Annotated in this window: 27 protein-coding genes; 24 read left to right on the forward strand and 3 right to left on the reverse strand. The window is 47.1% G+C overall.

What is annotated here, in order from left to right; genetic code table 11:
- Positions 1 to 2 precede the first annotated feature (2 nt).
- Together bcp and KNO70_RS02770 are read left to right on the forward strand one after the other, a co-directional pair.
- Positions 3 to 440, forward strand: a complete 438-nt coding sequence (bcp, locus tag KNO70_RS02765; protein WP_074036111.1) for a thioredoxin-dependent thiol peroxidase — start codon at positions 3 to 5, stop codon at positions 438 to 440.
- A gap of 416 nt (positions 441 to 856) precedes the next feature.
- Positions 857 to 2,218 (forward strand): alanine/glycine:cation symporter family protein, encoded by a 1,362-nt coding sequence (locus tag KNO70_RS02770; protein WP_214687300.1) that lies wholly within the window; start codon positions 857 to 859, stop codon positions 2,216 to 2,218.
- A 40-nt stretch (positions 2,219 to 2,258) separates the two neighbouring features.
- On the opposite strand, the gene KNO70_RS02775 is transcribed toward KNO70_RS02770, so the two are convergent.
- Positions 2,259 to 3,962: a methyl-accepting chemotaxis protein gene (locus KNO70_RS02775; protein ID WP_214811197.1), complete on the reverse strand. Its 1,704-nt coding sequence runs from the start codon at positions 3,960 to 3,962 to the stop codon at positions 2,259 to 2,261.
- 214 nt (positions 3,963 to 4,176) lie between these two features.
- Here KNO70_RS02775 and gatC point away from each other — a divergent pair, with 214 nt between their 5' ends.
- From gatC to KNO70_RS02845, 14 genes are all read left to right on the forward strand, one after another.
- Positions 4,177 to 4,467 (forward strand): Asp-tRNA(Asn)/Glu-tRNA(Gln) amidotransferase subunit GatC, encoded by a 291-nt coding sequence (gatC, locus tag KNO70_RS02780; RefSeq protein WP_012727041.1) that lies wholly within the window; start codon positions 4,177 to 4,179, stop codon positions 4,465 to 4,467.
- 11 nt (positions 4,468 to 4,478) lie between these two features.
- Positions 4,479 to 5,921 (forward strand): Asp-tRNA(Asn)/Glu-tRNA(Gln) amidotransferase subunit GatA, encoded by a 1,443-nt coding sequence (gene gatA, locus KNO70_RS02785; protein WP_031422700.1) that lies wholly within the window; start codon positions 4,479 to 4,481, stop codon positions 5,919 to 5,921.
- 12 nt (positions 5,922 to 5,933) lie between these two features.
- Entirely contained in the window at positions 5,934 to 7,364 is a 1,431-nt protein-coding gene (gatB, locus tag KNO70_RS02790; protein ID WP_214730376.1) for an Asp-tRNA(Asn)/Glu-tRNA(Gln) amidotransferase subunit GatB, read from the forward strand.
- 63 nt (positions 7,365 to 7,427) lie between these two features.
- Positions 7,428 to 8,426 (forward strand): diacylglycerol kinase, encoded by a 999-nt coding sequence (locus KNO70_RS02795; protein ID WP_012727038.1) that lies wholly within the window; start codon positions 7,428 to 7,430, stop codon positions 8,424 to 8,426.
- Positions 8,427 to 8,481: 55 nt separating this feature from the next.
- Positions 8,482 to 9,840 (forward strand): 23S rRNA (uracil(1939)-C(5))-methyltransferase RlmD, encoded by a 1,359-nt coding sequence (gene rlmD, locus KNO70_RS02800; protein ID WP_214687298.1) that lies wholly within the window; start codon positions 8,482 to 8,484, stop codon positions 9,838 to 9,840.
- Positions 9,841 to 10,235: 395 nt separating this feature from the next.
- Positions 10,236 to 10,457: a recombinase family protein gene (locus tag KNO70_RS02805; protein WP_214687297.1), complete on the forward strand. Its 222-nt coding sequence runs from the start codon at positions 10,236 to 10,238 to the stop codon at positions 10,455 to 10,457.
- A 506-nt stretch (positions 10,458 to 10,963) separates the two neighbouring features.
- Positions 10,964 to 12,817, forward strand: a complete 1,854-nt coding sequence (locus KNO70_RS02810) for a heavy metal translocating P-type ATPase (protein ID WP_078147400.1) — start codon at positions 10,964 to 10,966, stop codon at positions 12,815 to 12,817.
- Positions 12,818 to 13,012: 195 nt separating this feature from the next.
- Positions 13,013 to 13,246 (forward strand): heavy-metal-associated domain-containing protein, encoded by a 234-nt coding sequence (locus KNO70_RS02815; protein WP_054788693.1) that lies wholly within the window; start codon positions 13,013 to 13,015, stop codon positions 13,244 to 13,246.
- Between the two features lie 33 nt (positions 13,247 to 13,279).
- A complete protein-coding gene (locus KNO70_RS02820) occupies positions 13,280 to 13,618 on the forward strand; it encodes an iron-sulfur cluster repair di-iron protein, ric (RefSeq protein WP_214687296.1) in 339 nt (112 codons plus the stop codon).
- Positions 13,619 to 13,659: 41 nt separating this feature from the next.
- Positions 13,660 to 13,893, forward strand: coding sequence for a heavy-metal-associated domain-containing protein (locus KNO70_RS02825; protein ID WP_074033862.1), 234 nt, complete (start codon positions 13,660 to 13,662; stop codon positions 13,891 to 13,893).
- 64 nt (positions 13,894 to 13,957) lie between these two features.
- Positions 13,958 to 14,665, forward strand: coding sequence for a Crp/Fnr family transcriptional regulator (locus tag KNO70_RS02830; protein ID WP_078147398.1), 708 nt, complete (start codon positions 13,958 to 13,960; stop codon positions 14,663 to 14,665).
- 252 nt (positions 14,666 to 14,917) lie between these two features.
- Positions 14,918 to 15,430: a dihydrofolate reductase family protein gene (locus KNO70_RS02835; RefSeq protein WP_251025513.1), complete on the forward strand. Its 513-nt coding sequence runs from the start codon at positions 14,918 to 14,920 to the stop codon at positions 15,428 to 15,430.
- Positions 15,431 to 15,654: 224 nt separating this feature from the next.
- Positions 15,655 to 16,002, forward strand: a complete 348-nt coding sequence (locus KNO70_RS02840) for a GNAT family N-acetyltransferase (RefSeq protein WP_483299127.1) — start codon at positions 15,655 to 15,657, stop codon at positions 16,000 to 16,002.
- Between the two features lie 71 nt (positions 16,003 to 16,073).
- On the forward strand, positions 16,074 to 16,514 hold the full coding sequence (locus KNO70_RS02845) for a hypothetical protein (protein ID WP_214730377.1): 441 nt from the start codon (positions 16,074 to 16,076) through the stop codon (positions 16,512 to 16,514).
- Here KNO70_RS02845 and KNO70_RS02850 read toward each other — a convergent pair.
- Together KNO70_RS02850 and KNO70_RS02855 are read right to left on the reverse strand one after the other, a co-directional pair.
- Positions 16,506 to 17,033, reverse strand: a complete 528-nt coding sequence (locus KNO70_RS02850; protein WP_214730378.1) for an AAA family ATPase — start codon at positions 17,031 to 17,033, stop codon at positions 16,506 to 16,508. The genes KNO70_RS02845 and KNO70_RS02850 overlap by 9 nt on opposite strands.
- A 103-nt stretch (positions 17,034 to 17,136) precedes the next feature.
- Complete coding sequence (locus KNO70_RS02855) at positions 17,137 to 18,081, reverse strand: DUF5692 family protein (protein WP_214730379.1); 945 nt, start codon at positions 18,079 to 18,081, stop codon at positions 17,137 to 17,139.
- 203 nt (positions 18,082 to 18,284) lie between these two features.
- On the opposite strand from KNO70_RS02855, the gene KNO70_RS02860 reads away from it, so the two are divergent.
- The 8 genes from KNO70_RS02860 to KNO70_RS02895 all read left to right on the forward strand — a co-directional run bounded on the left by KNO70_RS02860 (position 18,285) and on the right by KNO70_RS02895 (position 24,378).
- Positions 18,285 to 18,899: a TetR/AcrR family transcriptional regulator gene (locus KNO70_RS02860; RefSeq protein ID WP_214730380.1), complete on the forward strand. Its 615-nt coding sequence runs from the start codon at positions 18,285 to 18,287 to the stop codon at positions 18,897 to 18,899.
- Positions 18,900 to 18,983: 84 nt separating this feature from the next.
- Positions 18,984 to 19,991 carry a tRNA dihydrouridine synthase gene (locus tag KNO70_RS02865; protein ID WP_371816085.1) on the forward strand — a complete coding sequence of 336 codons (1,008 nt, stop codon included), beginning with the start codon at positions 18,984 to 18,986 and terminating at the stop codon, positions 19,989 to 19,991.
- A 121-nt stretch (positions 19,992 to 20,112) separates the two neighbouring features.
- Positions 20,113 to 20,283 (forward strand): hypothetical protein, encoded by a 171-nt coding sequence (locus tag KNO70_RS02870; RefSeq protein WP_168169857.1) that lies wholly within the window; start codon positions 20,113 to 20,115, stop codon positions 20,281 to 20,283.
- A 164-nt stretch (positions 20,284 to 20,447) separates the two neighbouring features.
- Positions 20,448 to 20,849 (forward strand): IS200/IS605 family transposase, encoded by a 402-nt coding sequence (gene tnpA, locus KNO70_RS02875; protein ID WP_078147392.1) that lies wholly within the window; start codon positions 20,448 to 20,450, stop codon positions 20,847 to 20,849.
- 4 nt (positions 20,850 to 20,853) lie between these two features.
- Positions 20,854 to 21,930: an RNA-guided endonuclease InsQ/TnpB family protein gene (locus KNO70_RS02880; protein ID WP_078147391.1), complete on the forward strand. Its 1,077-nt coding sequence runs from the start codon at positions 20,854 to 20,856 to the stop codon at positions 21,928 to 21,930.
- A 149-nt stretch (positions 21,931 to 22,079) separates the two neighbouring features.
- Positions 22,080 to 22,571 (forward strand): hypothetical protein, encoded by a 492-nt coding sequence (locus tag KNO70_RS02885; RefSeq protein ID WP_214730382.1) that lies wholly within the window; start codon positions 22,080 to 22,082, stop codon positions 22,569 to 22,571.
- Positions 22,572 to 22,691: 120 nt separating this feature from the next.
- Positions 22,692 to 23,372 carry a response regulator transcription factor gene (locus tag KNO70_RS02890; protein WP_214730383.1) on the forward strand — a complete coding sequence of 227 codons (681 nt, stop codon included), beginning with the start codon at positions 22,692 to 22,694 and terminating at the stop codon, positions 23,370 to 23,372.
- 1 nt (position 23,373) lies between these two features.
- On the forward strand, positions 23,374 to 24,378 hold the full coding sequence (locus KNO70_RS02895; protein ID WP_214730384.1) for a sensor histidine kinase: 1,005 nt from the start codon (positions 23,374 to 23,376) through the stop codon (positions 24,376 to 24,378).
- Positions 24,379 to 24,385: the final 7 nt, after the last annotated feature.

A 24,385-nucleotide genomic window follows, 5' to 3' on the forward strand; every position in this document is an offset into this window, starting at 1 on the left:
AGATGCTCGCACCAACATTTTCATTACCGAACCAAAACGGAGAGATGGTTTCATTAAAGGACTATCTCGGCAAGAAAGTCGTCTTATACTTCTATCCTCGAGATTCGACACCTGGTTGCACGACCGAGGCATGCGATTTCCGCGATGCGTTGCCGAAGATGGAAGGCGCGGTCGTCCTTGGGGTATCGGCCGACAGTCAAAAGAAACATCAAAACTTTATAGCCAAGAATGACCTCCCATTTGATTTACTCGTGGACGAGGAACATGAAGTGTCCGAGCTTTACGGCGTCTGGCAGTTGAAGAAAAATTACGGGAAAGAATATTACGGCATCGTCCGTTCGACTTTCTTAATCAACGAGGACGGCTATATCGAACAAGAGTGGCGCAACGTCAAAGTGAAAGGTCACGTCGAAGAAGTCGTGGCTGCCATTCGTTCGTAACACGAGAAACTGAAGGAAAGGTCATGAACGGTTTCAGACTGTAGACAACGCATGGGTCTACAGTCTTTTTTGTTCTCTTAAGAGTCTCGCCTGCCCGTAATTGGTCGCTGCTATCAAACCGCTTCGAGCGTGCTTTATACAGTTGCAACCACTCCATTTCTGATTGAGATGTAGTCTATCGATTAACGGTTCGTATTGATCATGAAATCCGGGCTCATGCAGTTGAATATATATTACAATCATATTTCGAAATAAATTTTAAGAAACTTTTAAGAATAAGGGTTCGAGGAAAATATTACAATTATATAACGTTTTGAAAGCGCTTTCTTCATATGAGCTACCTTGACTCGATTGTGAATGTTCTGAAAAATATAGGGAGAGCGCTCAAATCAAGAACGTAGGAGGAGAGCAACACGGTGAATCAAATTGAAAGTTGGCTGACGAGTTTATCGAATCTCGTCTGGGGGCCACATTTACTCATATTACTTGTCGGGACAGGGATTTTCCTGACCGTCCGTCTCGGATTTATCCAAGTGACGCGACTTGGGGTCGGTCTGAAAGAGGCGTTTATTCCGAAAGCAGAACAGCCGAAGAAAAAGCAACGCGGGGACATCTCGCATTTCCAAGCACTCATGACGGCATTGGCGGCCACGGTCGGTACGGGAAACATGGTCGGTGTCGCGACGGCAATCGTTCTCGGGGGACCGGGAGCTGTCGTTTGGATGTGGTTATCCGGTTTTGTCGGGATGGCGACGAAATACGCCGAGGCCATCCTTGCCGTCAAATATCGTGTCGTCGATGAACGCGGTGAGATTGCCGGGGGTCCGATGTACTACTTAGAACACGGCTTGAAGAAAAAATGGCTCGGCGTCTTGTTCGCCGTCTTTGCATCGGTCGCAGCCTTTGGGATTGGGAACGGGGTCCAAACGAACTCGATCAGTCTCGCCTTGAACAACTCGTTCAACGTCCCAATGGTTGTGACAGGGATCGTCATGATGGCGGTCACGGCATTCGTCATTTTAGGTGGTGTCAAATCAATCGGAAAAGTCGTCGGAATCTTCGTCCCGTTCATGATTTTTGCATATGTCGGAAGCGGGCTCGTGATTCTCATCATGAACCTCGAATTGGTACCAGGTGCCTTGTCGACGATGTTCTCGAGCACCTTCAGTGCCGAAGCCATCGGTGGGGGCGCGTTAGGTGCCGCGATTCGCTACGGGGTCGCGCGCGGTGTGTTCTCTAACGAGGCAGGACTTGGATCTGCACCGATTGCGGCTGCGGCAGCGAAGACCGATTTCCCGGGACGTCAAGCACTCGTCTCGATGACACAAGTGTTGATCGACACGCTCATCGTCTGTTCCATCACGGGACTCACGATCGTCATGGGCGGTCAATATACGGAAGGGCTTGAAGGGATTGCCTTGACGCAAGCCTCGTTCGCTTACTTCTTAGGGCCGATTGGTGAAATCATCGTGACGATCTCGCTCGTCTTCTTCGCCTATTCGACCGTCCTCGGCTGGTGTTATTACGGCGAACGTTCAGCGTACTATTTACTCGGTGAAAAAGTGATCGTCCCGTATCGTGTCCTCTATATTTTAGTCGCGGGGCTCGGTGCGATGACGACGAACTTGAATTTGATTTGGTCGATTTCGGATGTGTTCAACGGTCTCATGGCCATCCCGAACTTGATTGGACTCTTGTTCCTCTCCGGTGTGGTCGTCGCGGAGACGAAACGATTCGAACTCGAACGGAAAAAAGAAGGGCAGTCCTCTGCCGCTTGATGAGAAAACCCGCCGGACAGCACGTGTCGGCGGGTTTTTGTCATACCTTGAATTGGCGAATCAGTGAATCGAGTTCTTCCATCTTTTGTTGCGACTGTTCCGTCGCATGGTTCAACTCGGCGAAACGTTCGACGGACATCGTCACTTTTTCAGCGATTTCTTGCGTACCGAGCGCTCCGTTGTTGACGGTCGTCGCAACGTCCTGGATGACACCGATCATGTTCGACGTCAATTGTTCGAGCTCCCCGGCAGCGGCGGCAAACTCGGTCGCAGTCGTTTCAAAGCGACCTGCGTCCTCGCTATATTGTCCGGCTGCCTCTTCAAGTTGGTCATAATCTTTCAAGACGTTCGTGTCGAGGAAGTGGAGCATCTGTCCTGAGCTTTCATTCAAATGATCGACCGAATGAAGGACGGTCGTCGAGATGACTTGAATTCGTTCGACGGTCGCCCGGCTCGTCTCGGCGAGTTTTCGAATCTCGTCGGCGACGACGGCGAATCCGCGTCCGGCCTCTCCGGCACGTGCCGCTTCGATCGAGGCATTGAGCGACAAGAGGTTCGTCTGTGCGGCGATGTCGAGGATGTCGTTCGTGAGCGTCGCGATTTCACGGACGGCTTTCGCATCTTGCATCGCTTTCTCCAAGTTCGTGCGTGTCGACTGAAGGACGCTGATGGCATTTTCTTTCGCTTCCACCGCATGTGACTTGAGGGAGAGGGCGCGTTCATCGATTTGTCTCGCTTCGTCTTTCCGTTCATCGGCCATGGTCACGATATGTTGAATCGTGCGCTCCATATCCGACGCGGAGGCGTTCATCTCTTGAGCGCTCGCCGCCGTCTGTTGCATACCGGCGGTCAAATCCTCTGTCGTCGCAGCGGTCGTCGTCATGTACGTGTCAAGTTCTTTCAATTCTTCGTACATATGGGTTGATTGTTTCGTCACGCCAGTCGTCACGTCGTTCACTTGAAGAATCAACTGACGCAAGTTGGCGATGAACTGGTTAAAGTCGCGTGCGAGTCCGGCGAACTCGTCGCGGCGCTTCACAGGGATTGACGTCGTCAAATCGCCTTCGCTCGTGGCGAGCTCACGCATCTTCGTCTTGAACTCTTTGAGTGGTTCAAAGATGGAGCGGAAGATGAAGAGCATCATGAGGATCGTCATGACAGCCGCGACCCCGAGGACGATGAATAGTGTGAGTTGTACTTGTTCAAACGACTTAGCCGCCGCCGCTGTGTCCGTCTGAATTTCTTCCCGGTTCAAGTTGACGAGTAGACCGAGAGAGTTCGAGAGCGTGTCAGCGCTTGCATCCGCTGTATCGCGAATATATGTTTCTGCGGCAGCACTTCCTTCTTCGTTAGAAATACGGATGAGTTCACTCATCACGCCTTGATAGTCAGTCCAATTCGAGCTTGCCTGATCGAAGAGCTGTTGATCTTCTTCCATGATTATCGTGGCTTCATAACCGTCCATCCGTTGTTCTAAGATGGCGACGGATGCTTGAATGTCTCGCTCGATATTTTGTTTCGTCACCGCGTCCTCGACGAGTGCGTGACGAATCAAATGACGGCGAATTTCAAGCAATTGCTTATCCACTTGATGGATTTGGTCAATTCCTGGTACCCAAGAGACGATCATGTCCTCCTGGGCTGTTTTTGATGCGTTCAAGGCATACCAAGAGTAACCGCTTACACCAAGAAGCAGCACAAACATGATGCTAAACGCAGTGATGAGTTTATTCCGAATCGACATACGATTCCTCCTTACGAAACTTTTCTATCTTTAGCATAATCAGAATCGCACATCAACCGTATAGCTGATTTCGAAAGCGGGTCAATATTCAGGGGAGATTTCCCTAGTTTCTTAAAAAGGAGACATTTTCTCACAAGATAGATTTCCTTTTTTGTCTTATGAAAAAGTGGTATGATAATGAACGATGTATTGAAAACTGTTGGAGGTGGGAATTTTGGCTCGTATTACAGAAGCTGAAGTTCGGCACGTCGCCGGACTTGCCCGACTTGCGATCACAGATGAAGAAGTGACGCACTTCACGGAGCAATTGACAAAAATTCTCGAGTTCGCCGAGCAACTCGATGAGCTGGATACAACGGGTGTCGAACCGACGACCCATGCCCTAGATTTGAAAAACGTACTACGCAAAGACGAGGTCCGTCCATCGCTTCCACGTGAGGAAGTCGAACGGATGGCACCTGACTGGGAGAACGGTCAAGTCCGTGTCCCTGCGGTCTTTGAGTAAGGAGGCCTTTCATGAGTTTATTTGACCACGGTGTAGCGAAACTGCATACGTTATTAAAAGAAGGCGAAGTCACGGTCACGGACCTCGTCAAAGAATCGTTCGATCGCATCGAAGCGACGGATGATCAAATCGGTGCGTTTTTGACGCTCAATGAGGATGCGTTCGAGCAAGCGAAGCGCATGGATGAGCTTGCGAAAACATCAGACAACCCGCTCTTTGGGATGCCGATCGGTGTGAAAGACAACATCGTCACAAAAGGGATGCGGACGACATGTGCTTCGACATTCCTCGAGAACTTCGTCCCGGCACACGATGCGACGGTCGTCGAGCGTCTTCATGACGCTGGTGCCGTCACGATCGGAAAGTTGAACATGGACGAGTTCGCGATGGGTTCATCAAACGAGAACTCGGCGTTCAAGCCGGTCCGCAACCCATGGGACCCGACTCGTGTACCAGGAGGTTCTTCAGGCGGTTCAGCGGCATCGGTCGCAGCTGGGCAAGTCCTCTTCAGCCTCGGTTCGGATACGGGTGGGTCAATTCGTCAACCAGCCGCATATTGTGGTGTCGTCGGGATGAAGCCGACATACGGTCTCGTCTCACGTTTCGGTCTCGTCGCCTTCGCGTCGTCACTCGACCAAATCGGCCCGCTCACGCGTACCGTTGAAGACAATGCTTACTTATTGAATACGATTGCGGGTCATTGCGACATGGACTCGACGTCGGCTGAAGTCGAAGTGCCGGACTATACGGCAGCGCTCAACCAGGATTTGACGGGCATGAAGTTCGCACTTCCAGAAGAATTCATGGCAGAAGGTGTCGCGCCTGGCGTCCGTGAACAGATTGAAAAAGCGATTGAGACGCTCAAGTCTCTCGGTGCGACGATCGAGACGGTTTCGATTCCGTCTGTGAAGTATGCCCTCTCGGCGTACTACTTGCTCGCGTCGTCAGAAGCCTCTTCGAACTTGGCTCGTTTCGACGGTATCCGTTACGGACGTCGCGCCGAAGCGGACACGCTCGACGAAGTGTTCACGTATTCGCGTGAACAAGGGTTCGGGGACGAGGTCAAGCGCCGGATCATGCTCGGGACATATGCCCTCAGCTCTGGTTACTACGATGCGTTCTACAAGAAAGCCCAACAAGTCCGTACCCTCATGAAGCAGGACTTCGCGAAAGTGTTCGAAGAGTATGATGCCATCGTTGGACCAACTGCTCCGACGACAGCGTTCAAACTCGGCGAACAGCTCGACGATCCGCTCACGATGTATGCGAACGATATCATGACGATTCCGGTCAACTTGGTCGGTATCCCGGCTATCTCAGTTCCGGCAGGTCTTTCAGAAGGTCTCCCGGTCGGTCTTCAAATTATCGGGAACTACTTTGATGAATCAACACTTTACCGCGTGGCCCATGCTTTTGAACAAGCAAACGGCGGTTTCAAGATGCCACAGCTCTAAGGAGGACGTACGATGAACTTTGAAACGATCATCGGGATCGAGGTGCACGCCGAGCTGAGCACGAAGTCGAAGATTTGGTGTGGCTGCTCACGCACTTACGGTGCCGAAACGAATACACAGACGTGTCCGATTTGCCTCGGACACCCGGGCGTCTTGCCTAAATTGAACGAAGAAGCGGTCAACCTCGCCATCAAAGCGGCAATGGCACTCAACTGTGAGATTGCGACAGATACGAAGTTCGACCGGAAGAACTACTTCTACCCAGACACGCCGAAAGCGTATCAAATCTCGCAGTTTGACAAGCCGATCGGTTCAAACGGTCACGTCGACGTCGAAGTCGACGGAGAGATGAAACGATTCCGCATCGAGCGCGTGCACTTAGAAGAAGATGCCGGGAAGATGAACCACACGGGCGAGAAACACTCGGTCGTCGACTTCAACCGGACCGGTTCACCACTCATCGAGATCGTCAGTGAAGCGGACATGCGCTCACCGAAAGACGCGGTCGCGTATCTCGAACGCTTGAAAGAAGTCCTCTCGTTCGCTGGCGTCTCGGACGTCAAGATGGAAGAGGGGTCACTTCGCTGTGACTGTAACATCTCGGTCCGTCCATTCGGGCAGGAGAAGTTCGGTACGAAGACGGAGCTCAAGAACTTGAACTCGTTCTCAAACGTCTTGAAGGCACTCGACTATGAAGAGACGCGTCATCGCAAATTGCTTCTTTCAGGTGGCGTCATGCGTCAAGAGACGCTCCGTTACGACGAAGCGGCGAAAAAGACGATTCTCATGCGTGTCAAAGAAGGGGCAGCGGACTACCGTTACTTCCCAGAACCGGACCTCGTCCGTCTCGAAATCGATGAGGCATGGAAAGAGCGCATCCGCGCGACGATTCCAGAGATGCCGGCAGCACGTCGTGAACGCTACATGAGCCAATACGGTCTCTCGGCATACGACGCGAAAGCCCTCACGGCGACGCGTGAGTTCTCGGACTTCTTCGAGGCGACGACAGCGGCCGGTGCGGAGCCGAAAGCGGCAGCGAACTGGCTCATGGGTGAAGTGCTCGGTCACTTGAACAAGACGAACGAAACGGTTGAGACGATGAAGTTGACACCGGAATCACTCGCCGAGCTCATCCGCTTGATTGCAGAAGGGACGATTTCATCGAAAATCGCGAAGCGTGTCTTCACGGCGATGATGGAAGAAGGTGCTGAGCCGAAAGCATATGTGGAAGCGAACGGACTCGCCCAAATCTCGGACGAGAACTTGCTCCGTGGCTACATCCTCGAATTGTTCGAGGCGCATCCGCAAATGATCGAAGACTTCAAGAACGGGAAAGACCGTGCGAAAGGCTTCATCATCGGCCAAATCATGAAACAGACGAAAGGGATGGCGAACCCGGCACTTCTCGATGGCTTGTTCCACGAAGAGATCGCGAAACGCTAAGCAGGCGGCGAGACACTTGTGTCTCGCTTTTCGCTCGAGTTGAGCATAGGGGAGAGAATCAATATGCAACGGAAACGTGCGCGGGTCATTTATAACCCGACATCTGGTAAAGAAGTGATCAAACGGGAACTCCCGTACATTTTGAACCGCCTCGAGGATGCGGGTTATGAGACGTCGACGTATGCGACGAAAGCGATTGGTGATGCCACGCTCGAAGCAAAACGGGCCTCAGCGGCCGAGTTCGACCTCATCATCGCCGCAGGTGGAGACGGAACATTGAACGAAGTCATCTCTGGGCTCGCACCGCTTGAGAATCGTCCGACAATCGGACTCATTCCGGTCGGAACGACGAACGACTTCGCCCGGGCGATGCGGATTCCACTGAGCGTCGTCGGCGCACTCGACGTCATCTGTGATGGGTTCGAGATGCCGGTCGACCTCGGGGAGATCGAAGGCGAGAAAGGTGACATCCACTATTTCATCAATATCGCCGGCGGTGGTATCATGACCGAGCTCTCGTATGAAGTGCCATCGAAGTTGAAGACGGCACTCGGACAGCTCGCGTATTACGTGAAAGGAATGGAGAAACTGCCACTCATCAAACCGACGTATATCGAACTTGAGCACGATGAAGGAACGTTCCAAGGCGAGGTCATGGTCTTCCTCACATCGAACTCGAACTCGGTCGGTGGATTTGAAAAAATCTCACCACACGCGTCGTTGAATGACGGGTTGTTCGATCTGTTCATTTTGCGGAAATGTAACTTGTTCGAATTCATCCATGTCGTCCGCCTACTCCTGCGGGGTGAGCATTTATCCAGCTCACTCGTCGAGCACGTGAAGACGAGCCGCGTCCGGATGAAGACGACCGAGCCGATGAGTCTCAACATCGACGGCGAGTATGGCGGGGAGTGTACAGGTGAGATGCGGAACTTATTCCGTCACTTGACGGTGCTCGCGCCGAACGCCCGAATCCGCGAGATGGAAGATTTGAATGCACAATATGAACGCGAACAGATGATCAAGCAATTGTTCAATGTTTCGCTCGATAAAGCAGAGTGAAAAGATAGGAATGACGACATCTGTCATTCCTATTTGCAATGGAAGGAGCATTCGTATGCTACCAGTGAAAAAGAATGATCGTCTCGATGTCCACGTCCACGACCTGACCCATGAAGGGGCGGGTGTGGCACGTGTCGACGGCTATACGTTGTTCGTGCCGAACGCGTTACCGGGTGAGACGGTCGAAATCGTCGTGACGAAGACGAACAAGCAGTATGGGTTCGCCCGATTGTTGAACGTGAAAGAAGCGAGCGCCGACCGCGTCGAGCCACCGTGCCCGATTTTTTATCAGTGTGGCGGCTGTCAGCTGCAACACTTCAGTTATGAAGGACAACTTCGCCAGAAACGAGAACGTGTCGTCGATGCGCTCAAGCGTCTCGGGCAGTTCGACGTGCCGGTCCATGACACGATCGGGATGCCAGAACCTTGGCGCTACCGCAACAAGGCACAAGTCCCGTTCAAACAAGAAGGAGACCGTCTCGTTTCAGGCTTCTATCGCCCTCGTTCCCATGACATCGTTGAGATGAGCGAATGTTTGATTCAAGATGAGCGCAATGATCAGGCGATCCAAGTCGTCCGTGATGTGTTGGATGCACGTGGCGTACCGGCGTATGACGAGAAGACAGGACGTGGGGTCATCCGTCACGTCATGGCCCGTTACGGGTACCATTCGGGTGAACTCATGATCGTCCTCATCACGAAGACGACGAAACTAAAAGGCGTGAATGAGATCGTCGCCGATATCGTCGAGCGTCTTCCAGACGTGACGTCGATCATGCAAAACGTCAACCCGGACAAGACGAACGTCATCCTCGGAGCGACGAACAAGTTGCTCTACGGCCATGAAACGATTGAGGATAAAATCGCAGGACTCACGTTCACGATCTCTCCGCACTCGTTCTTCCAAGTCAATCCGGTCCAAACGGAGAAGTTGTACGGGAAGGCGCTTGAGTACGCACAACTGTCAGGTACGGAACAAGTCGTCGATGCCTATTGCGGTATCGGGACGATCAGTCTCTTCCTCGCTCGGAAAGCGGCACACGTGTATGGTGTTGAAGTCGTACCAGAAGCAATCGAGGATGCGAAACAGAATGCGCTCGTCAATGAGATCGACAATGTGACGTACGCATGTGGTGCAGCGGAAGATGTGCTTCCAGAGTGGAAGAAAGATGGCGTGAATCCGGACGTCATCGTTGTCGACCCACCACGTAAAGGCTGTGCCGAATCGTTCCTCGAGACGATGGTCGAGATGGGACCGAAGCGAATCGTATATGTCTCGTGTAACGTCGCGACGCAGGCGCGCGATATGCGTTACCTCGCTGACCGAGGTTATCGCTTGATGGAAGTGACACCGGTCGACATGTTCCCGCATACGGCGCATGTGGAGACGGTGGCGTGGATGTCTAGGGAATAAATACACTAGCTGTTCAAGCATTGATAGAGCAAGGTTTATAGGGTTTCACTTAAGTTTATTTTATGTTAATAAACAGGTGGGACCCTTTTTATTATTGGCTTTAGATGCCCTGAAAATCGGGGTTGAGTTGATAGAATAGATTTTGGATGGGGGAGTCGACAGAATAGATGTAGGGCATAAACTGTGTTGTATTTAGACTAATCATATAGTTAGAAATCGCATTGAATATTATTAGTCTAAAAAAACATAAGTGCCAGGAGGTAAGGAGATGCCTGATCAACGTAGAGTGATATGCTTCCCAATAGGTAGACAGATGAAATAACCAATCTGTTTATTCTATTGGGGAGCATATCAAACACCAACAGGGAAAGAAAAATGGAGTAAACGAACCATTGATGTCATGTTTAGCAATGAAAAAATATATTGGTGTAGTGAGGCTATTGAATGCCGGGGAACATCAAGAGAATTATGTTTCTGAAAATAATCATCCAGCAATCATTTCAAAAGAGCAATTTGAAGCGGTGCAGATTGAAAAGAAGAATAGAAGCAATGTTGTGAAAACTGATGATGGTGTAAAAAGAAAGAGTAGGAAGTACAGTTCGAAGAGAAAGAAATAATAAGCTAAAAAAATATTTGATAAAAATCTAAGCTTGTTCGACTTACTTTGACAGAAAAATAATGTAAAGGGGGGATGATAATTTGAAAAAAGAAATAAATTATTATCCAACTAGTGCACAAAATTTTACCATTGATGAATGGATTTGTATGTTACAAGAAAATAGTGGTTTTACTCCGGTGAACTGAACCCTGAATGAGCACTTTTTATCAAGTGTCTATCATTCAGGGTTCAGTTCATTTTCCGAGCGGTTTAGTTTGCTGTTTAGAATGCTTTTCTAAAGCCTGCTGAATAAAGAATGTACAATATAATGAATTTTTGTGATTGTATGTTCGACAATATATAAGAGTTGTTCCGTAAAACAGTTGGTTTTGTTATGCTGTTCTTTTATAATTTTTCACTTTTGCAATAGAACTTGATTCGAATCAATTTTTATTTCATAGAAACATCCTATGCTAGAGTCATCAACAAGGAATACAAATGAAAATGAAATTGGAGGGAATCAACATGCAAAGATATATATTAAGTAAAAAGAATTCCATTACACTGATCAGTGCAATTTTGATTGCACTTGCATTCTTCGGACGATTTTCCTTAGACAACATGGCCATTTTCAATTGGTCGCTCATCATTGCATCTATTCTTGGTGTAGCACCAATTGCGATTCAAGCCTATCAGGCATTAAAAGTAAAAGTTGTCAGTATTGATGTTTTAGTTACCATTGCAGTTATTGGGGCAGTATTGATTCAAAATTATGAGGAATCAGCCATCGTTACTTTCTTATTCTTATTTGGTTCTTACTTGGAGCAACGTACCTTGAACAAAACACGTTCTGCCATTAAAGAATTAACAGAGCTGGCACCAGAAAGTGCTTTAAAGCAAATGGAAAACGGAGAATTTGAAGAAGTAGATGTCGATGATGTAGACGAAGGTGATATTTTATTAGTTAAAACGGGTGCAAAAGTTCCGGTAGATGGAACAGTGTTAATTGGTGAAGGTCACATTAATGAAGCAAGTATTACTGGAGAATCGCTACCTGTAAGTAAAAAGGTTGATTCTGAAGTATTTGCAGGATCTATCTTAGAAAATGGAACGATCCAAATTCGAGCTGATCGTGTTGGAGAAGATACAACATTTGGTAGAATTATCGAATTAGTGGAAGAGGCGCAGGATTCCAAATCAGAAGCAGAACGTTTCATTGACCGATTCTCAAAATACTATACACCAGCTGTGTTAGTCCTTGGTTTTATTGTTTGGTTTTTCTCAAAAGATATTGAACTAGCTATCACGATTCTTGTTTTAGGATGTCCAGGTGCATTAGTTATCGGGGTACCTGTATCCAACGTTGCCGGTATCGGAAACGGTGCACGTAATGGTGTCCTCCTAAAAGGTAGTGAAGTTATCAATGACTTTAGCAGAGTAGATACTATCGTTTTTGATAAAACAGGAACATTGACAGTAGGAAACCCTGAAGTTGCCGAAAAAGAATTTTACGGAAAAAATACTGAAGAGGTTCTAGGATATTTAGCAAGTGTGGAGCGTGAATCGGACCACCCACTAGCGAAAGCTGTCCTACAGGATATTGGCGAGACAACTTTCTCTACTGTTGAAGAAACCGAAGTCGTTAAAGGTGGCGGAATTGTAGCAAAAATAGGTGTTCATCGTATAGCCGTTGGTAACGTAGCTTTAATGGAAAAGGAAAATGTGAAATTAAGCGAAAAAGCTAAAAAAGACGTCGAACGCTTTGAGAAAAATGGGAATTCTCTTGTGTTAACTGCGGTCGACGGAGAATTAAACGTTCTGATGGGTATTCGGGATCAAATCCGTCCAGGTGTTAAAAAAGATCTTCAAAAACTGAAAAAACTAGGGGTCAAAAACCTTGTCGTTCTTTCTGGGGACAACCAAGGAACCGTAGATTTAGTTGCTAGAGAACTTGGGTTAACAGAAGCACATGGTCATATGCTACCGGAAGGAAAATCTGCTTATATCGAAAAAATGCAAGCAGAAGGCGGGATCATTGCCTTTGTCGGTGACGGAGTGAATGATAGTCCTTCACTAGCCTTAGCAGATATCGGAATCGCCATGGGAAGTGGAACAGATGTTGCAATTGAAACATCAGATGTTGTTTTAATGAATTCTGACTTTAGTCGTTTACCACACGCATTAGGCTTAACAAAATCAACTTCAAGAAACATGAAACAGAACATTACCATAGCAGTTGGTGTGGTATTAGTCTTACTTGCCAGCCTACTATTTAGTGAATGGATGAATATGTCAATCGGGATGTTGGTTCATGAAGCAAGTATCTTAGTAGTCATCTTGAATGGTATGAGATTGCTTCGATACCGTTTGAGAGAATAATTTTAATAGAAACCAGTCTTGATGAATGATAAAGGGGAAGTATTCAGGTAGGAAGAACAAAATACTCCCCTACTTTTTCTTAAAACTTGATTTGCATCAATTTCATTTCGTTGAACCTGAACTATACTTAAATTGTAAAAAAAAAGAAGAGGGAAAACAAAAAAATCAAAGATAAGATGAAAGGAGAAATAATTCATGCAAAAAGGAGTTATTCAATTAGAAACATTATCTTGTCCATCTTGTATGCAAAAGATTGAAAATGCGGTGAAAGGATTAAATGGGGTTAATCAAGATAGCTTAAAAGTATTATTTAATGCTAGTAAAGTAAAAGTAGATTTTGATTCAGAAACGATCACCATTAACGATATCGAAAAAGCCATTGAAGACTTAGGATATCCAGTCGTCAAATCAAAAGTAAAATCGGCCTAAGACCAAAAAATCACAAGAAAGAGGGAACGAATAATGTCTGAACAAACATTTTCTGAACAAACATTTAACGAAGTAATAACAAACCATTTTGAAAAACTTGATTTATACACCACTGCAATTACACGGGCCCATGGTAAGAATCACCCAGAAGCCTTTGAAGTACGTGAATTGTTTGAAACAATTAGTGGAAAAGTAAAAGACGCAGGTACGAACAAACCTGACTTAGATGCTGAATTTGCTCAATTACGAAAAATCACAGACAACTACACCATTCCTGGAGATGTATGTGAAACGTATGCAGGCACATTCGAGATGTTATCAGAAGTAGATAAAGCATATCAGGCTTTAAGGAACTCAAAAACAAAAGAATAGATTGGTTTACGGTCGTTAAAAAATGAAGGGGGAAATGATTTATGCAAAAAGCAACGATTCAATTAGAAACCTTATCTTGCCCATCTTGTCTCCAAAAGATTGAAAATGCGGTGAAAGGAATAAACGGTGTGAATCAAGATAGCTTGAAAGTAATGTTCAATGCAAGTAAAGTAAAAGTAGATTTTGATTCAGAAGCAGTCGCTATTAACGATATCGAAAAGGCAATTGAAGACTTAGGATATTCTGTTGTCAAATCAAAGGTAAAACCTGCTTAATCGAGTGAATAGAAAGGAATCCTAGGATGCCCTCTTAGGCTTTTTATAAAAGGGAGAGGTTATTTTGGAACAAAACCAATGTTGTCATCACCAACATGGACATGCAGAATGTATTCGTATTGTTCCCATTTTCAACCATTTGGAAGACTCACAAATGGATTTGATTGCGGAATCTGCCAAGATACTTCATCTTAAAAAAGGGGAAATGTTATTCCGTGCAGATGAGGAAGATGATACCTTATATATTATCAATTCAGGTAAGGCTCGGATTTACCGCTTAACGGATTCTGGAAAAGAACAACTTGTTCGCATTTTAAATCCTGGTGATTTTACAGGTGAAGTCGCCGTTTTCCAACCTGGAAGTATTCATGAGAATTATGCGGAAGCACTACAAAATACATCCATTTGTTTAATTAAACGAGGTGATTTACAGAAGTATTTGGTGGAATATCCGCAGATCTCATTAAAAATACTGTCAGAAGTAACGATGCGTTTAAAGGATTCTGAAAAACAAACCACACAAGTAGCGATTGAAAATGTAGAAACCCGCATTATATCCTTTTTAGCTGAGAATGTTGAAAAGGGAAGTGGCGATAGTCCAACGATTGTCTTACCAATGTCCAAAAAGGATTTAGCCTCGTATCTTGGTACCACACCAGAAACAATCAGCCGTAAATTTACTACTCTAGAAGAACTTGGATTGATTAAACAGTTACCGAAAAAGAAAATTAAAATAATGGATTTAGATCAATTGTTACTTCATACTGAATAAATATAAGCAGAGTAGCGTGCCATCATCTAACGTGTTAAGTTTAATAGTACAAAACATAAAATAACAAACCTTTTAGCAATCCAATTAGCATATAAAATGGATTGCTAATTTTTGTTGATTTAACAATGTTTATCTACAAAAAGTGAACTGAACCTTGAATGAGCACTTTTTATCAAGTGTCTATCATTCAGGGTTCAGTTCATTGACTCAATCGGGAGCTTTTTTTGCAAACAGCCGAAAGGGGAATCGGAGATGAGGAAAATCATTGTACTTGAACAATCTGTCATTGGACGGGCTCAAGCATCGGGTGGGAAGGAAGAAGATTTGAGTGGAGATTTCATGCATGGGGGATGGACGGAGCCGTTTTCGAGCCAAGAGCTTGGGATTTGGATTCGGACGCAAATGCATAGTGAGTTTGATTTGTTGCTCGGGCGAAAGACTTATGACCAATGGGCGAGTTATTGGCCGAACCATGATGATGTCTGGCGGGAAGCCACTCGGGCGATGAAGTATGTGGTCACGCGGCAATCACAGGATTCACGATGGGAATCAACGACGTTTCTGACAGAACCGGTCGAAGCGTTAAAACGAATCAAACAAGAAGAGGGACCCGATTTACACGTCTGGGGAAGCAGCGAACTTGTGCATACGCTACTCGCGAACGATCTCATCGATGAAGTTCGACTGATCATGTATCCCATCATCATCGGTTCAGGCAAACGACTTTTCCGGACGGCAACATCTTGCCACTACAACTCGACGTAATCGAGCAACAGCTGATGCCGAACGGGGTCCATGTCGTTCGGTATGGGCGCTTTCAATCGGAAGGGAAGAAGAGGTGAAAATCGAGCAACACCTCGAGATGACCGTTTCAGAATCGATGGATAAGGAACTGACCGAGCTACTGCAACACGCGTTTCCTTCAATCTATCCGAATCGTCGCGTATGAAGACGAACGGATCATTGGACAAGTCGGGTTAGACTTTCGTGTGATGAATATGAACGGAGAACCGATTCACGTGCTCGGCATCATCGATCTGTGTGTCCGGGAAGAAGTTCGGGGACGTGGGGTCGGACGGGCCCTAATGCAAGAAATCATTGCCCTCGGAAAAGAATACTCAATCGACTTTCTTCTGTTATTCGCAGACCAACCAGACCTTTACGAACGCATCGGGTTTCACACGGTATCCAACACATGCACGTGGCTTCAAATCAATGATGAGAACCAGACGACACGCGGGATTGGTGAGACATCATTTGACGAACTGATGGTACGAGCGGTCGGGGATAAGCGATGGATGGAAGGAAAGCTCGATTTATTAGGATACTTATACTAAATCGGAACATCTTCATGTTGATTAGGTGATTGAGAACGAAAAATATAACAGTAATCTTTAGGAGGGATTGAATGAAGCAATATACGTTTCGAACTCGTAACGTCCCGCTTTCCCTGCATGATGCGGTCATCACAGAAGCGACTGTGACGGGTTCGACAATCCGTCTCGTCTTTATGGATGGGATCCGTGACTTGTTCAAAAGGGAAGCGGTATGGACGGGTCGTGCCACCGTGACCATCTCGAACGTGGACCGGGATGCTTCGTCGCTCGTCCGTTTTGGTGAATCGTCTTATTCGGTGTGTCCGATTGAACAATTGGGTCAGTTCGTTAAAATGGGGCGCTTCGAGATCGTCGATGAATTATACGGGTATCGGCAACTGTTGTTCCGCTGCATGTGGTTGACGGATACGACATGTGAGACGGTGGAGTTGAATCTTTCCCATGCAAGCGAGCTCGTCATTCGATGGGAAGACGAGTCGGTCGAAGCGATGTATGAATCTGAATCATTTTGAGGAAAGTGTGAGACCGACGTGATCGGCGACCGCTCGCGCAACATCTGACTTCGAGCGATGGTCGGTCATAATTTTTTCTGCACGGATGTCAGATTCGAATGCGGACTGGCAGCGGTCGATCTGCGCTTTGCCCCAAGAGTTGAACCATTCGAAGCGTTTATTCAGTCGCTTCACGAGCGTCTGTCGATTCGCTTCAAGGATGAGGTGACGTACGTCGATCCCGTCCCGCTGAAGTCGACCGATGATTTCATCTACATACGTTGCGTCCACCAGTGTCATCGGAACGAGGATGACCCCATCGAAAGACGTGGCAATCTTCGACAGCATTCGATAGTTGAACTCCCTCCATTCCGGATGGTGCTGAAAATCGGGCTGTTGAAGACTTTTCGGCAATTGGTCCCGAATGAAAAAGCCGACCTGTTCCGGGTCATAGAGAAACGCGTTTGGCAACTTTTTCTCAAGTATCTTGGCACAGGTTGTCTTGCCAGAACCGAATGCGCCGTTAATCCACAAAATCATTGTCATCATCCTTTCGTGTTTCTATTCTCTATGACTACAATGGAGTCCTACAAAAAATACCCCATAGTAGCGGAATTCGAATTCCATCTACTATGGGGTGTTGTCATGCTGTCTTAGGATTAGGTGATTCTGTTTCTCGTAACGCATCGACTCGTTTGTATTCTTCAGTATCGGTCCACAGCTCGTCTTTCAACGGGTTGAGACGTCGTTTCATAATACGTGACACCTGCATGACGGCGAGCACAACATTGAGGGCAAGACTGATGAGTGCGAGCGTCCAGTTCGCTGCCGGATTATACGAGACGCTCACGTTGAACGTACTGCCGACCGCAAAGAAGTAAGGGAAGGTCATGACCCACATCATCCAAATCGAGAGCGTTTGGGCACGGTTCTGCATCCATGTTCCTTTCGCCCAAAGGAGGGCAGGGATGGTCGCGGCAATGTTCAACGCAAATCCGGAATAAAATGCGTTACCCGGTGCGCACGAATAGACGTAGGAGATGTTCCAAATCCCATATGCGATGATCCACAATTTCGTTTGGTCCGGCCAAATCATATCGACTCGCTTACCGGACGTCGCAAAGATGCCGAACCAGCCACAAATGGTGAGGATGTTCAAAATTCCGGCGAAGGCGTTCACGTAGTTCCACCCACCAGAGATGTAATTCATACCGTCGACGACTCCGTTGAATCCCATGAAGCCGACTTGAAACTCCCGTATAACGGCCTCCAGGATATTGATGGCAAGAATGGCCGGGACGAGTACTAAATACCAAGGATGTTTCTTATGGTAGTTCGTGAAGCGGATGACCATGTAGATGAGCGCGCCGGCGAGTGCCGAATACACCTTCACCCAATGGAACCACGACGTGATTTCAGAATCGACGACAAACAACCAGACCGGGGTCAGTGCGATCGGTAACGCCATGAACATAAGTTGGCTCGCCCGTTTACCGGAACGGACGAACTCGTTCAACCCCATCAGCAGTCCAAGGACGACGAACCACATGACGACGTTATACCAAGGCATTGATTCGAAGAAAAACATAACATGACACTCCTTTCGAAAAATGAGATAAACAGAAATAAATGCAGTGACTAAACATACCGAACGTTCGTTATGTTTATGTGAAAAGTGTAACAAAGTTTTGTAAACGCTGTCAATAGAAGGCATGGGCTCACATGAAAGTGTCGAAAGTTCGCCACATCATTATGGTATAATGAGCGATGAAAAACAGAGGAGGGTGCGAGATGATGATGAACGAAGGAAAGTTGAAAATTTTACAAGCCGCGCGTGAAATCATCGTCGAACAGGGCATCAAAGGTACGACACTCCGAGGGATTGCGGAGCGGGCCGGATTCAGTACGGGTGCGATTTATCATTACTACACCTCCAAAGAGGCGATTCTATATGACGTAATGGACGAGGGACTTGGAGAAGTCAAACGCATTGAGACCGTCTCCCATGACGATCAAAAAGAAGTGGCGGTGATCATCCAGGAAATCTATGAAGGTATGCAGGAACGCCTTCAAAAAGATGCGGAGAGCCGACTTCAATTTTATCTCGCCCACGAAGCGATGATTGGCAATGAGGAGATCGAACAAAAGTTCAGAGAGAAATATCAAGACTGGATCACACGGATTGAAGCGATCTTTGTACGGGCTTACGGAGTCGAGCAAGGGCCGATGACTCGGGCGGTCGCGACATGGACGATGGCCGGGATTGACGGGATGGTGCTCCAGACGCTACTTCGCACGGGAACGATTGAACCGGAATACACGAATCGTGTGCTTTATTACTTATTGACGGAAGGATTCCCGCACTTTTTTCAACTCATTCGCTCGAAAGAAACGGATCATGAGTAATGTCAGTTGATACAATCCGACGGACATAATAGAATAGATGAGTGATTTTGTTGGACTGTATGGATGAAAGGAACTGATTTTACGATGAAAGAAAACTTTTGGCGCGACCTTCCGCGTCCGTTCTTTATACTTGCCCCGATGGAAGATGTGACCGATGTCGTCTTCCGTCATGTCGTCGCCCACGCGGGACGCCCGGACGTCTTCTTCACAGAATTCGCGAACTCGGACAGCTATTGCCATCCGGAAGGAAAAGGTAGCCTCCGTGGTCGTTTGACGTTCACCGAGGACGAGCAGCCGATGGTCGCCCACATCTGGGGAGACAATCCGGAATATTTCCGTCAAATGAGTATCGGGATGGCCGAGATGGGCTATAAAGGACTCGATATCAATATGGGTTGCCCGGTCCCGAACGTGGCGAAACGTGGAAAAGGGAGCGGTCTTATTCTCCGTCCGGAAGTTGCGGCTGAACTCATTCAAGCAGCAAAAGCCGGCGGTCTCCCTGTCAGCGTCAAAACGCGTCTAGGTTTCGCGAAGCTCGATGAGTGGCGTGACTGGTTGACGCATCTCTTGAAACAAGACATCGCCAACTTGTCGATTCACTTGCGCACGCGCAACGAGATGAGTAAAGTCGACGCGCACTGGGAGATGATCCCGGGCATCGTGAAGTTGCGGGACGAGATCGCCCCGGATACGCTCATCACGATCAACGGGGACATCCTCGATCGTCAAATGGGACTTGAACTCGTTGAGAAATATGGGGTCGATGGCGTCATGATCGGTCGTGGGATCTTCAAGAACCCGTTCGCGTTTGAGAAAGAGCCACGTGAGCACTCGATGGAAGAACATCTCGATCTATTGCGTCTGCAACTGGACCTTCAGGATAAATTCCAAGAAGACGTGCCGCGTTCGATTTCGAACTTGCACCGTTTCTTCAAGATTTATGTCAAAGGATTCCGTGGGGCGAGCGAGCTACGTCATAACTTGATGGAAACGAAATCGACGGATGAGGTACGAGCGTTACTCGATGCCTTTGTCGAGAAATATCATGAAGAAGAGGCAGCACTCGCTGAGGCAGTCTCGACGGTCGAATAGTTTTTTGAAGGGGGTCAGTTCATACTGGGTCCTTTTTTTGGATGAAAAATAGTAGATGGCGATGAAACGTTTAATCTGGTCGATTCGTATGTAATGAGTGGAAAGAAGAGGAGGGGTGAAGGTGAGCGAATGGCGCGAATCAGCAGTCGGGCTTGGACTTGTATTTGGCACGGTTAGCGGAATCGTCATCTCTTTATTAGTTGATTTTCCGTTTATGTACGGTATTGTCATCGGTTCAATCATCGGATATGTGATTGGTCTTTTCATATCCATTCGTGCAATCAAACGATAGCGACCCATTACAGAATTTTCGAGCGGGAAAGCCCACTCCTTTAGGGGTGGGATAAAAGCTCGGCAGGATGCGGAGTGTCAGTAAAGAGTCCGAAGGTTTTGGCGCTTTAAGTATCTGGAAATCTTCTTGTTGCAGTTTGTTGGTTAAACTGACACGATATGAATATGGAAACCAACTATAGAAGAACTCATATTACTGTTTCTCTAATCAATTATCACTTCGTCTTCTGTCCTCGATACAGAAGAAAGATATTCCTTCGTAACGATGTAGAAACACGTTTCAAAGGTTTGATGTCCGAAATATGCGAAGAACTGAATATCAACATTATAGCCTTGGAATGCGAGAAAGATCATACGCATATGTTCCTTAACGCCCCTCCAACACTGAGTCCTGCTGACATCATGGCAAAAATAAAGAGAGTAACATCTAAAAAGTTAAGAGAGGAATTTCCTCATCTTCAACATTTGCCGAGTCTCTGGACACGATCCTATTTCGTCTCCACCGCTGGAAATGTATCGAGCGAAACGATTAAACGTTATGTTGAACAACAAAAAACAAGGGGGTGACACCGTGTCCCAGACGTTGACGGTCAATATCAAGCTTCATCCTACCAAAGAACAGGAATCGATTCTAAAAGATATGATGGCGACATACATCGAGACGACCAACCGACTTGTCTCGGACATGGTGAAAGCCGAGGTGACGCTCAAGTTGACGAGCAAGAATGTCTCCTCGCCCTTGCCTAGTGCCGTCAAGAACCAGGTCATCAAAGATGCCCAGAGTGTCTTCCGGAAAGTGAAGAATTCGAAATACAAGGTCGTCCCTGTCCTGAAGAAACCTTATTGCACATGGAACAACCAGAACTATTCGTTCGATTTTGAGTCCGTTTTTCTTCCAATCATGGTAGACGGGAAGGTCAAAAGGACAGAGATCCGTGCCGAGATGGTCGATCGAGACAATCGTAACTTCTCCCTTCTGAATAACAAGCTGGGTACGCTTCGTATCACGAAGAAGTCAAATAAATGGATGGCTCAAATCGCTGTCACAATCCCCACGACGGAGAAGACCGGTACGAAGGTTCTTGGTGTCGACCTCGGTCTCAAAGTCCCGGCGGTCGCATCGACCGATTGCGACAAGGTGAGGTTCTTTGGGAACGGTCGTGAAAACAAGTGCATGAAACGCAAGTTCCGGGCGAGACGGAAAGAGCTCGGTCAAAAGAAGAAGCTGAACGCGATCAAGGAACTGGACAACAAGGAGCAGCGTTGGATGAAAGACAAGGATCACAAGGTGAGCCGTGAGATCGTCGACTTCGCAAAAGAGAACAATATTTCTGTCATTCGCCTAGAGAAGCTGGCGAATATCCGGCAGACGGCAAGAACAAGCCGTAAAAACAATAAGAATCTGCATACATGGTCGTTCTATCGCTTGGCATTATTTATCGAGTACAAGGCGAAACTAGAAGGGATCAAGGTTGAATATGTCAATCCTGCACACACATCTCAAACATGCCCTTCTTGCGGGAGTCGGAATAAAGCGAAAGACCGTACCTATTCGTGTTCTTGCGGATTTAATAAACATCGAGATGTAGTCGGTGCGATGAATATCCGAACCGCACCTGTGGTTGATGGTAAAAGTCAATCAGCCTGAGAATCTATATGATCTGTCTCAGGAGGGGTGATGGCACACCCTCATCTGAAGGCTTGAGCAAAACAGAAATGGACTGCGCTCGCACAAGCACTTCAGAATCCCACGGTTTTAATCGTGGGAGTGTCAATAAAACAAGAGGGGGCTTTGACATGAGTGAATTCCAATTTATTGTGAGCGATCACCCACTAAAAGAAGTTGAAAATCCATATGGCGAGTTCTTATCTATCAACGAGGCCATCCAAAAAGGATTCGAGTTGCCTGACATTCTGACAGACGTTGAGGACCTCGACCGTGATGAAAAGATTTTGATGAACGTCGAGTCGGAAGAGCAGCTTGACGAGATTGAGATTAAACATAGTCTCTATTATGCTGTGGAGAACGTCGAGGCGTATTCTTCAAAACTGCACGTAGTAGAGTTGCGTTGGCGTTATTCCGATGCGAGAGCCGAACAGCTCGTCGAGTATATAACCGACCATTTGAAGACGGCGGAGGAAGTCGAGATTTGGAAAGTGTGGGTCGATGAACAGACCGAGCCGAAAGTTCAATCCATCAAGCTCGACGAGTTGACGATAGATGCATTACGATTCTTAGGCGAAGTCGGATTCGTACGACCGGAGTGCCTTCGAGTGACAACATCCTAATCCGCATGCAAATAACGTATTATCCTCCCTGACGAGATTTCTCGTTAGGGATTTTTGATTTCTCGCCTCACTTGAATAAAGACTGCTATATTATGGGGAGAAGAGTCAGGAGGGAATACCATGCATATTCTAATCGTAGAAGACGACCGGACGATCGCCTCCGGTCTCCAATATTCACTCGAACAAGAACAATTTAGAACAACGTTATGCCAAAACGTGGCTGACGCGACGCTTATGATTGAACAACAGTTACATACAATTGATTTATGCCTCTTTGATTTGTCACTGCCAGATGGGAGTGGATATGACTTATGTCGGCTCGTGAAGCAACAACAAGACATCCCTGTCATCTTTCTGACGGCATTCGATGATGAAGTGAATGTGGTGATGGGACTCGATATGGGAGCGGACGACTACATCACGAAACCGTTCCGTGTCCGAGAACTCGTTTCACGAATTCACTCGGTACTTCGTCGATACAATAAAAACGTACGCTCGCCTCTGTTGACGATTGGTCCAGTTGAAATCAATACGCAAGATGCAAAAGTAAAAAAGAATGGGGACGAAATTTTGTTGACAGCGCTCGAGTATCGTTTGTTGCTCATCTTTGGGAGGCATAAAGGGCAAGTGTTGTCACGGACCCAGCTACTTGATCAGATTTGGGATGTGGGTGGGGAATTCGTGAACGATAATACGTTGACCGTTTATATTAAGCGACTCCGCGAGAAACTAGAGGATGATCCACAACAACCGATGCTTATTACGACGGTGCGTGGAATCGGATACAAGGTGGGGCGTTAATATGTTGCGAAACCAAGAAATAAGAATATACTTGTTCACTTGTCTATTTTTCATTGGAATAGCTGTAGGTATTGCCTTCTTATTCATGTCCATAGAGGCGGCCGTTCTGGTCGTCCTATTAGCAATCATACTTTTCGGCGTTACGTATCGTTTCACGGCATGGCGTTATCGAGAAATCGAGCAGCTCTCGGGATATCTTCAAGAAATCAGTAATGGCAACTATACATTGGATGTCCGTGATAATCGCGAAGGGGAGCTCAGTTTGTTAAAGAGCCAACTCTACAAAGTGACGAAAATGCTATCTGAACAAGGAGCGCATCTTGAAGAAGATAAACAGAAGTTAACGGATGCGATCTCCGATATCTCCCATCAATTGAAGACACCGCTCACCTCGATGACCGTCATGGCGGATCTCCTCAGTGACCCTCGTCTATCCGAGGAAAAGCGTCAAGAATTCACCCATAACATACAAGTACAACTTGAACGAATGGAGTGGCTCTTGTCTTCTCTTCTCAAACTATCAAAAATTGATGCCGGGACAATACATTTCAAGCGCGAATTGGTATCCGTCCCTGCGCTCATTGAAGCCGTAGCGGAACCGATGCTCGTACCGATTGATATTAAAATGCAACGACTTCACGTTCAAGGCGAAAAAGATGTTACATTCGAGGGTGATTTGAAGTGGACGACAGAGGCACTCATCAACATCTTAAAAAATTGCGTGGAGCATACGCCGGAACAGGGCGATGTATTCATCGAGTTCAGTGAAAATACGCTGTATACAGAAATTGTGATTCGTGACACGGGGATTGGCGTCGCAAAACAAGACCTCCCGTACATTTTCCAACGGTTTTATAAAGGTGTGAATGCGAGCGAAGAAAGTGTCGGGATTGGGCTTGCCATGGCACACAGTATCATTATGAGCCAGGAAGGTGAGTTGACTGTTCGAAGCGAACCTGGGGTCGGAACGGATTTTCATATTCGCTTCTATAAAGCAGTTGTCTGACCGCTAA

The organism is Exiguobacterium sp. s181, from assembly GCF_018617125.1.
Taxonomy (GTDB): Bacteria; Bacillota; Bacilli; order Exiguobacteriales; family Exiguobacteriaceae; genus Exiguobacterium; species Exiguobacterium profundum.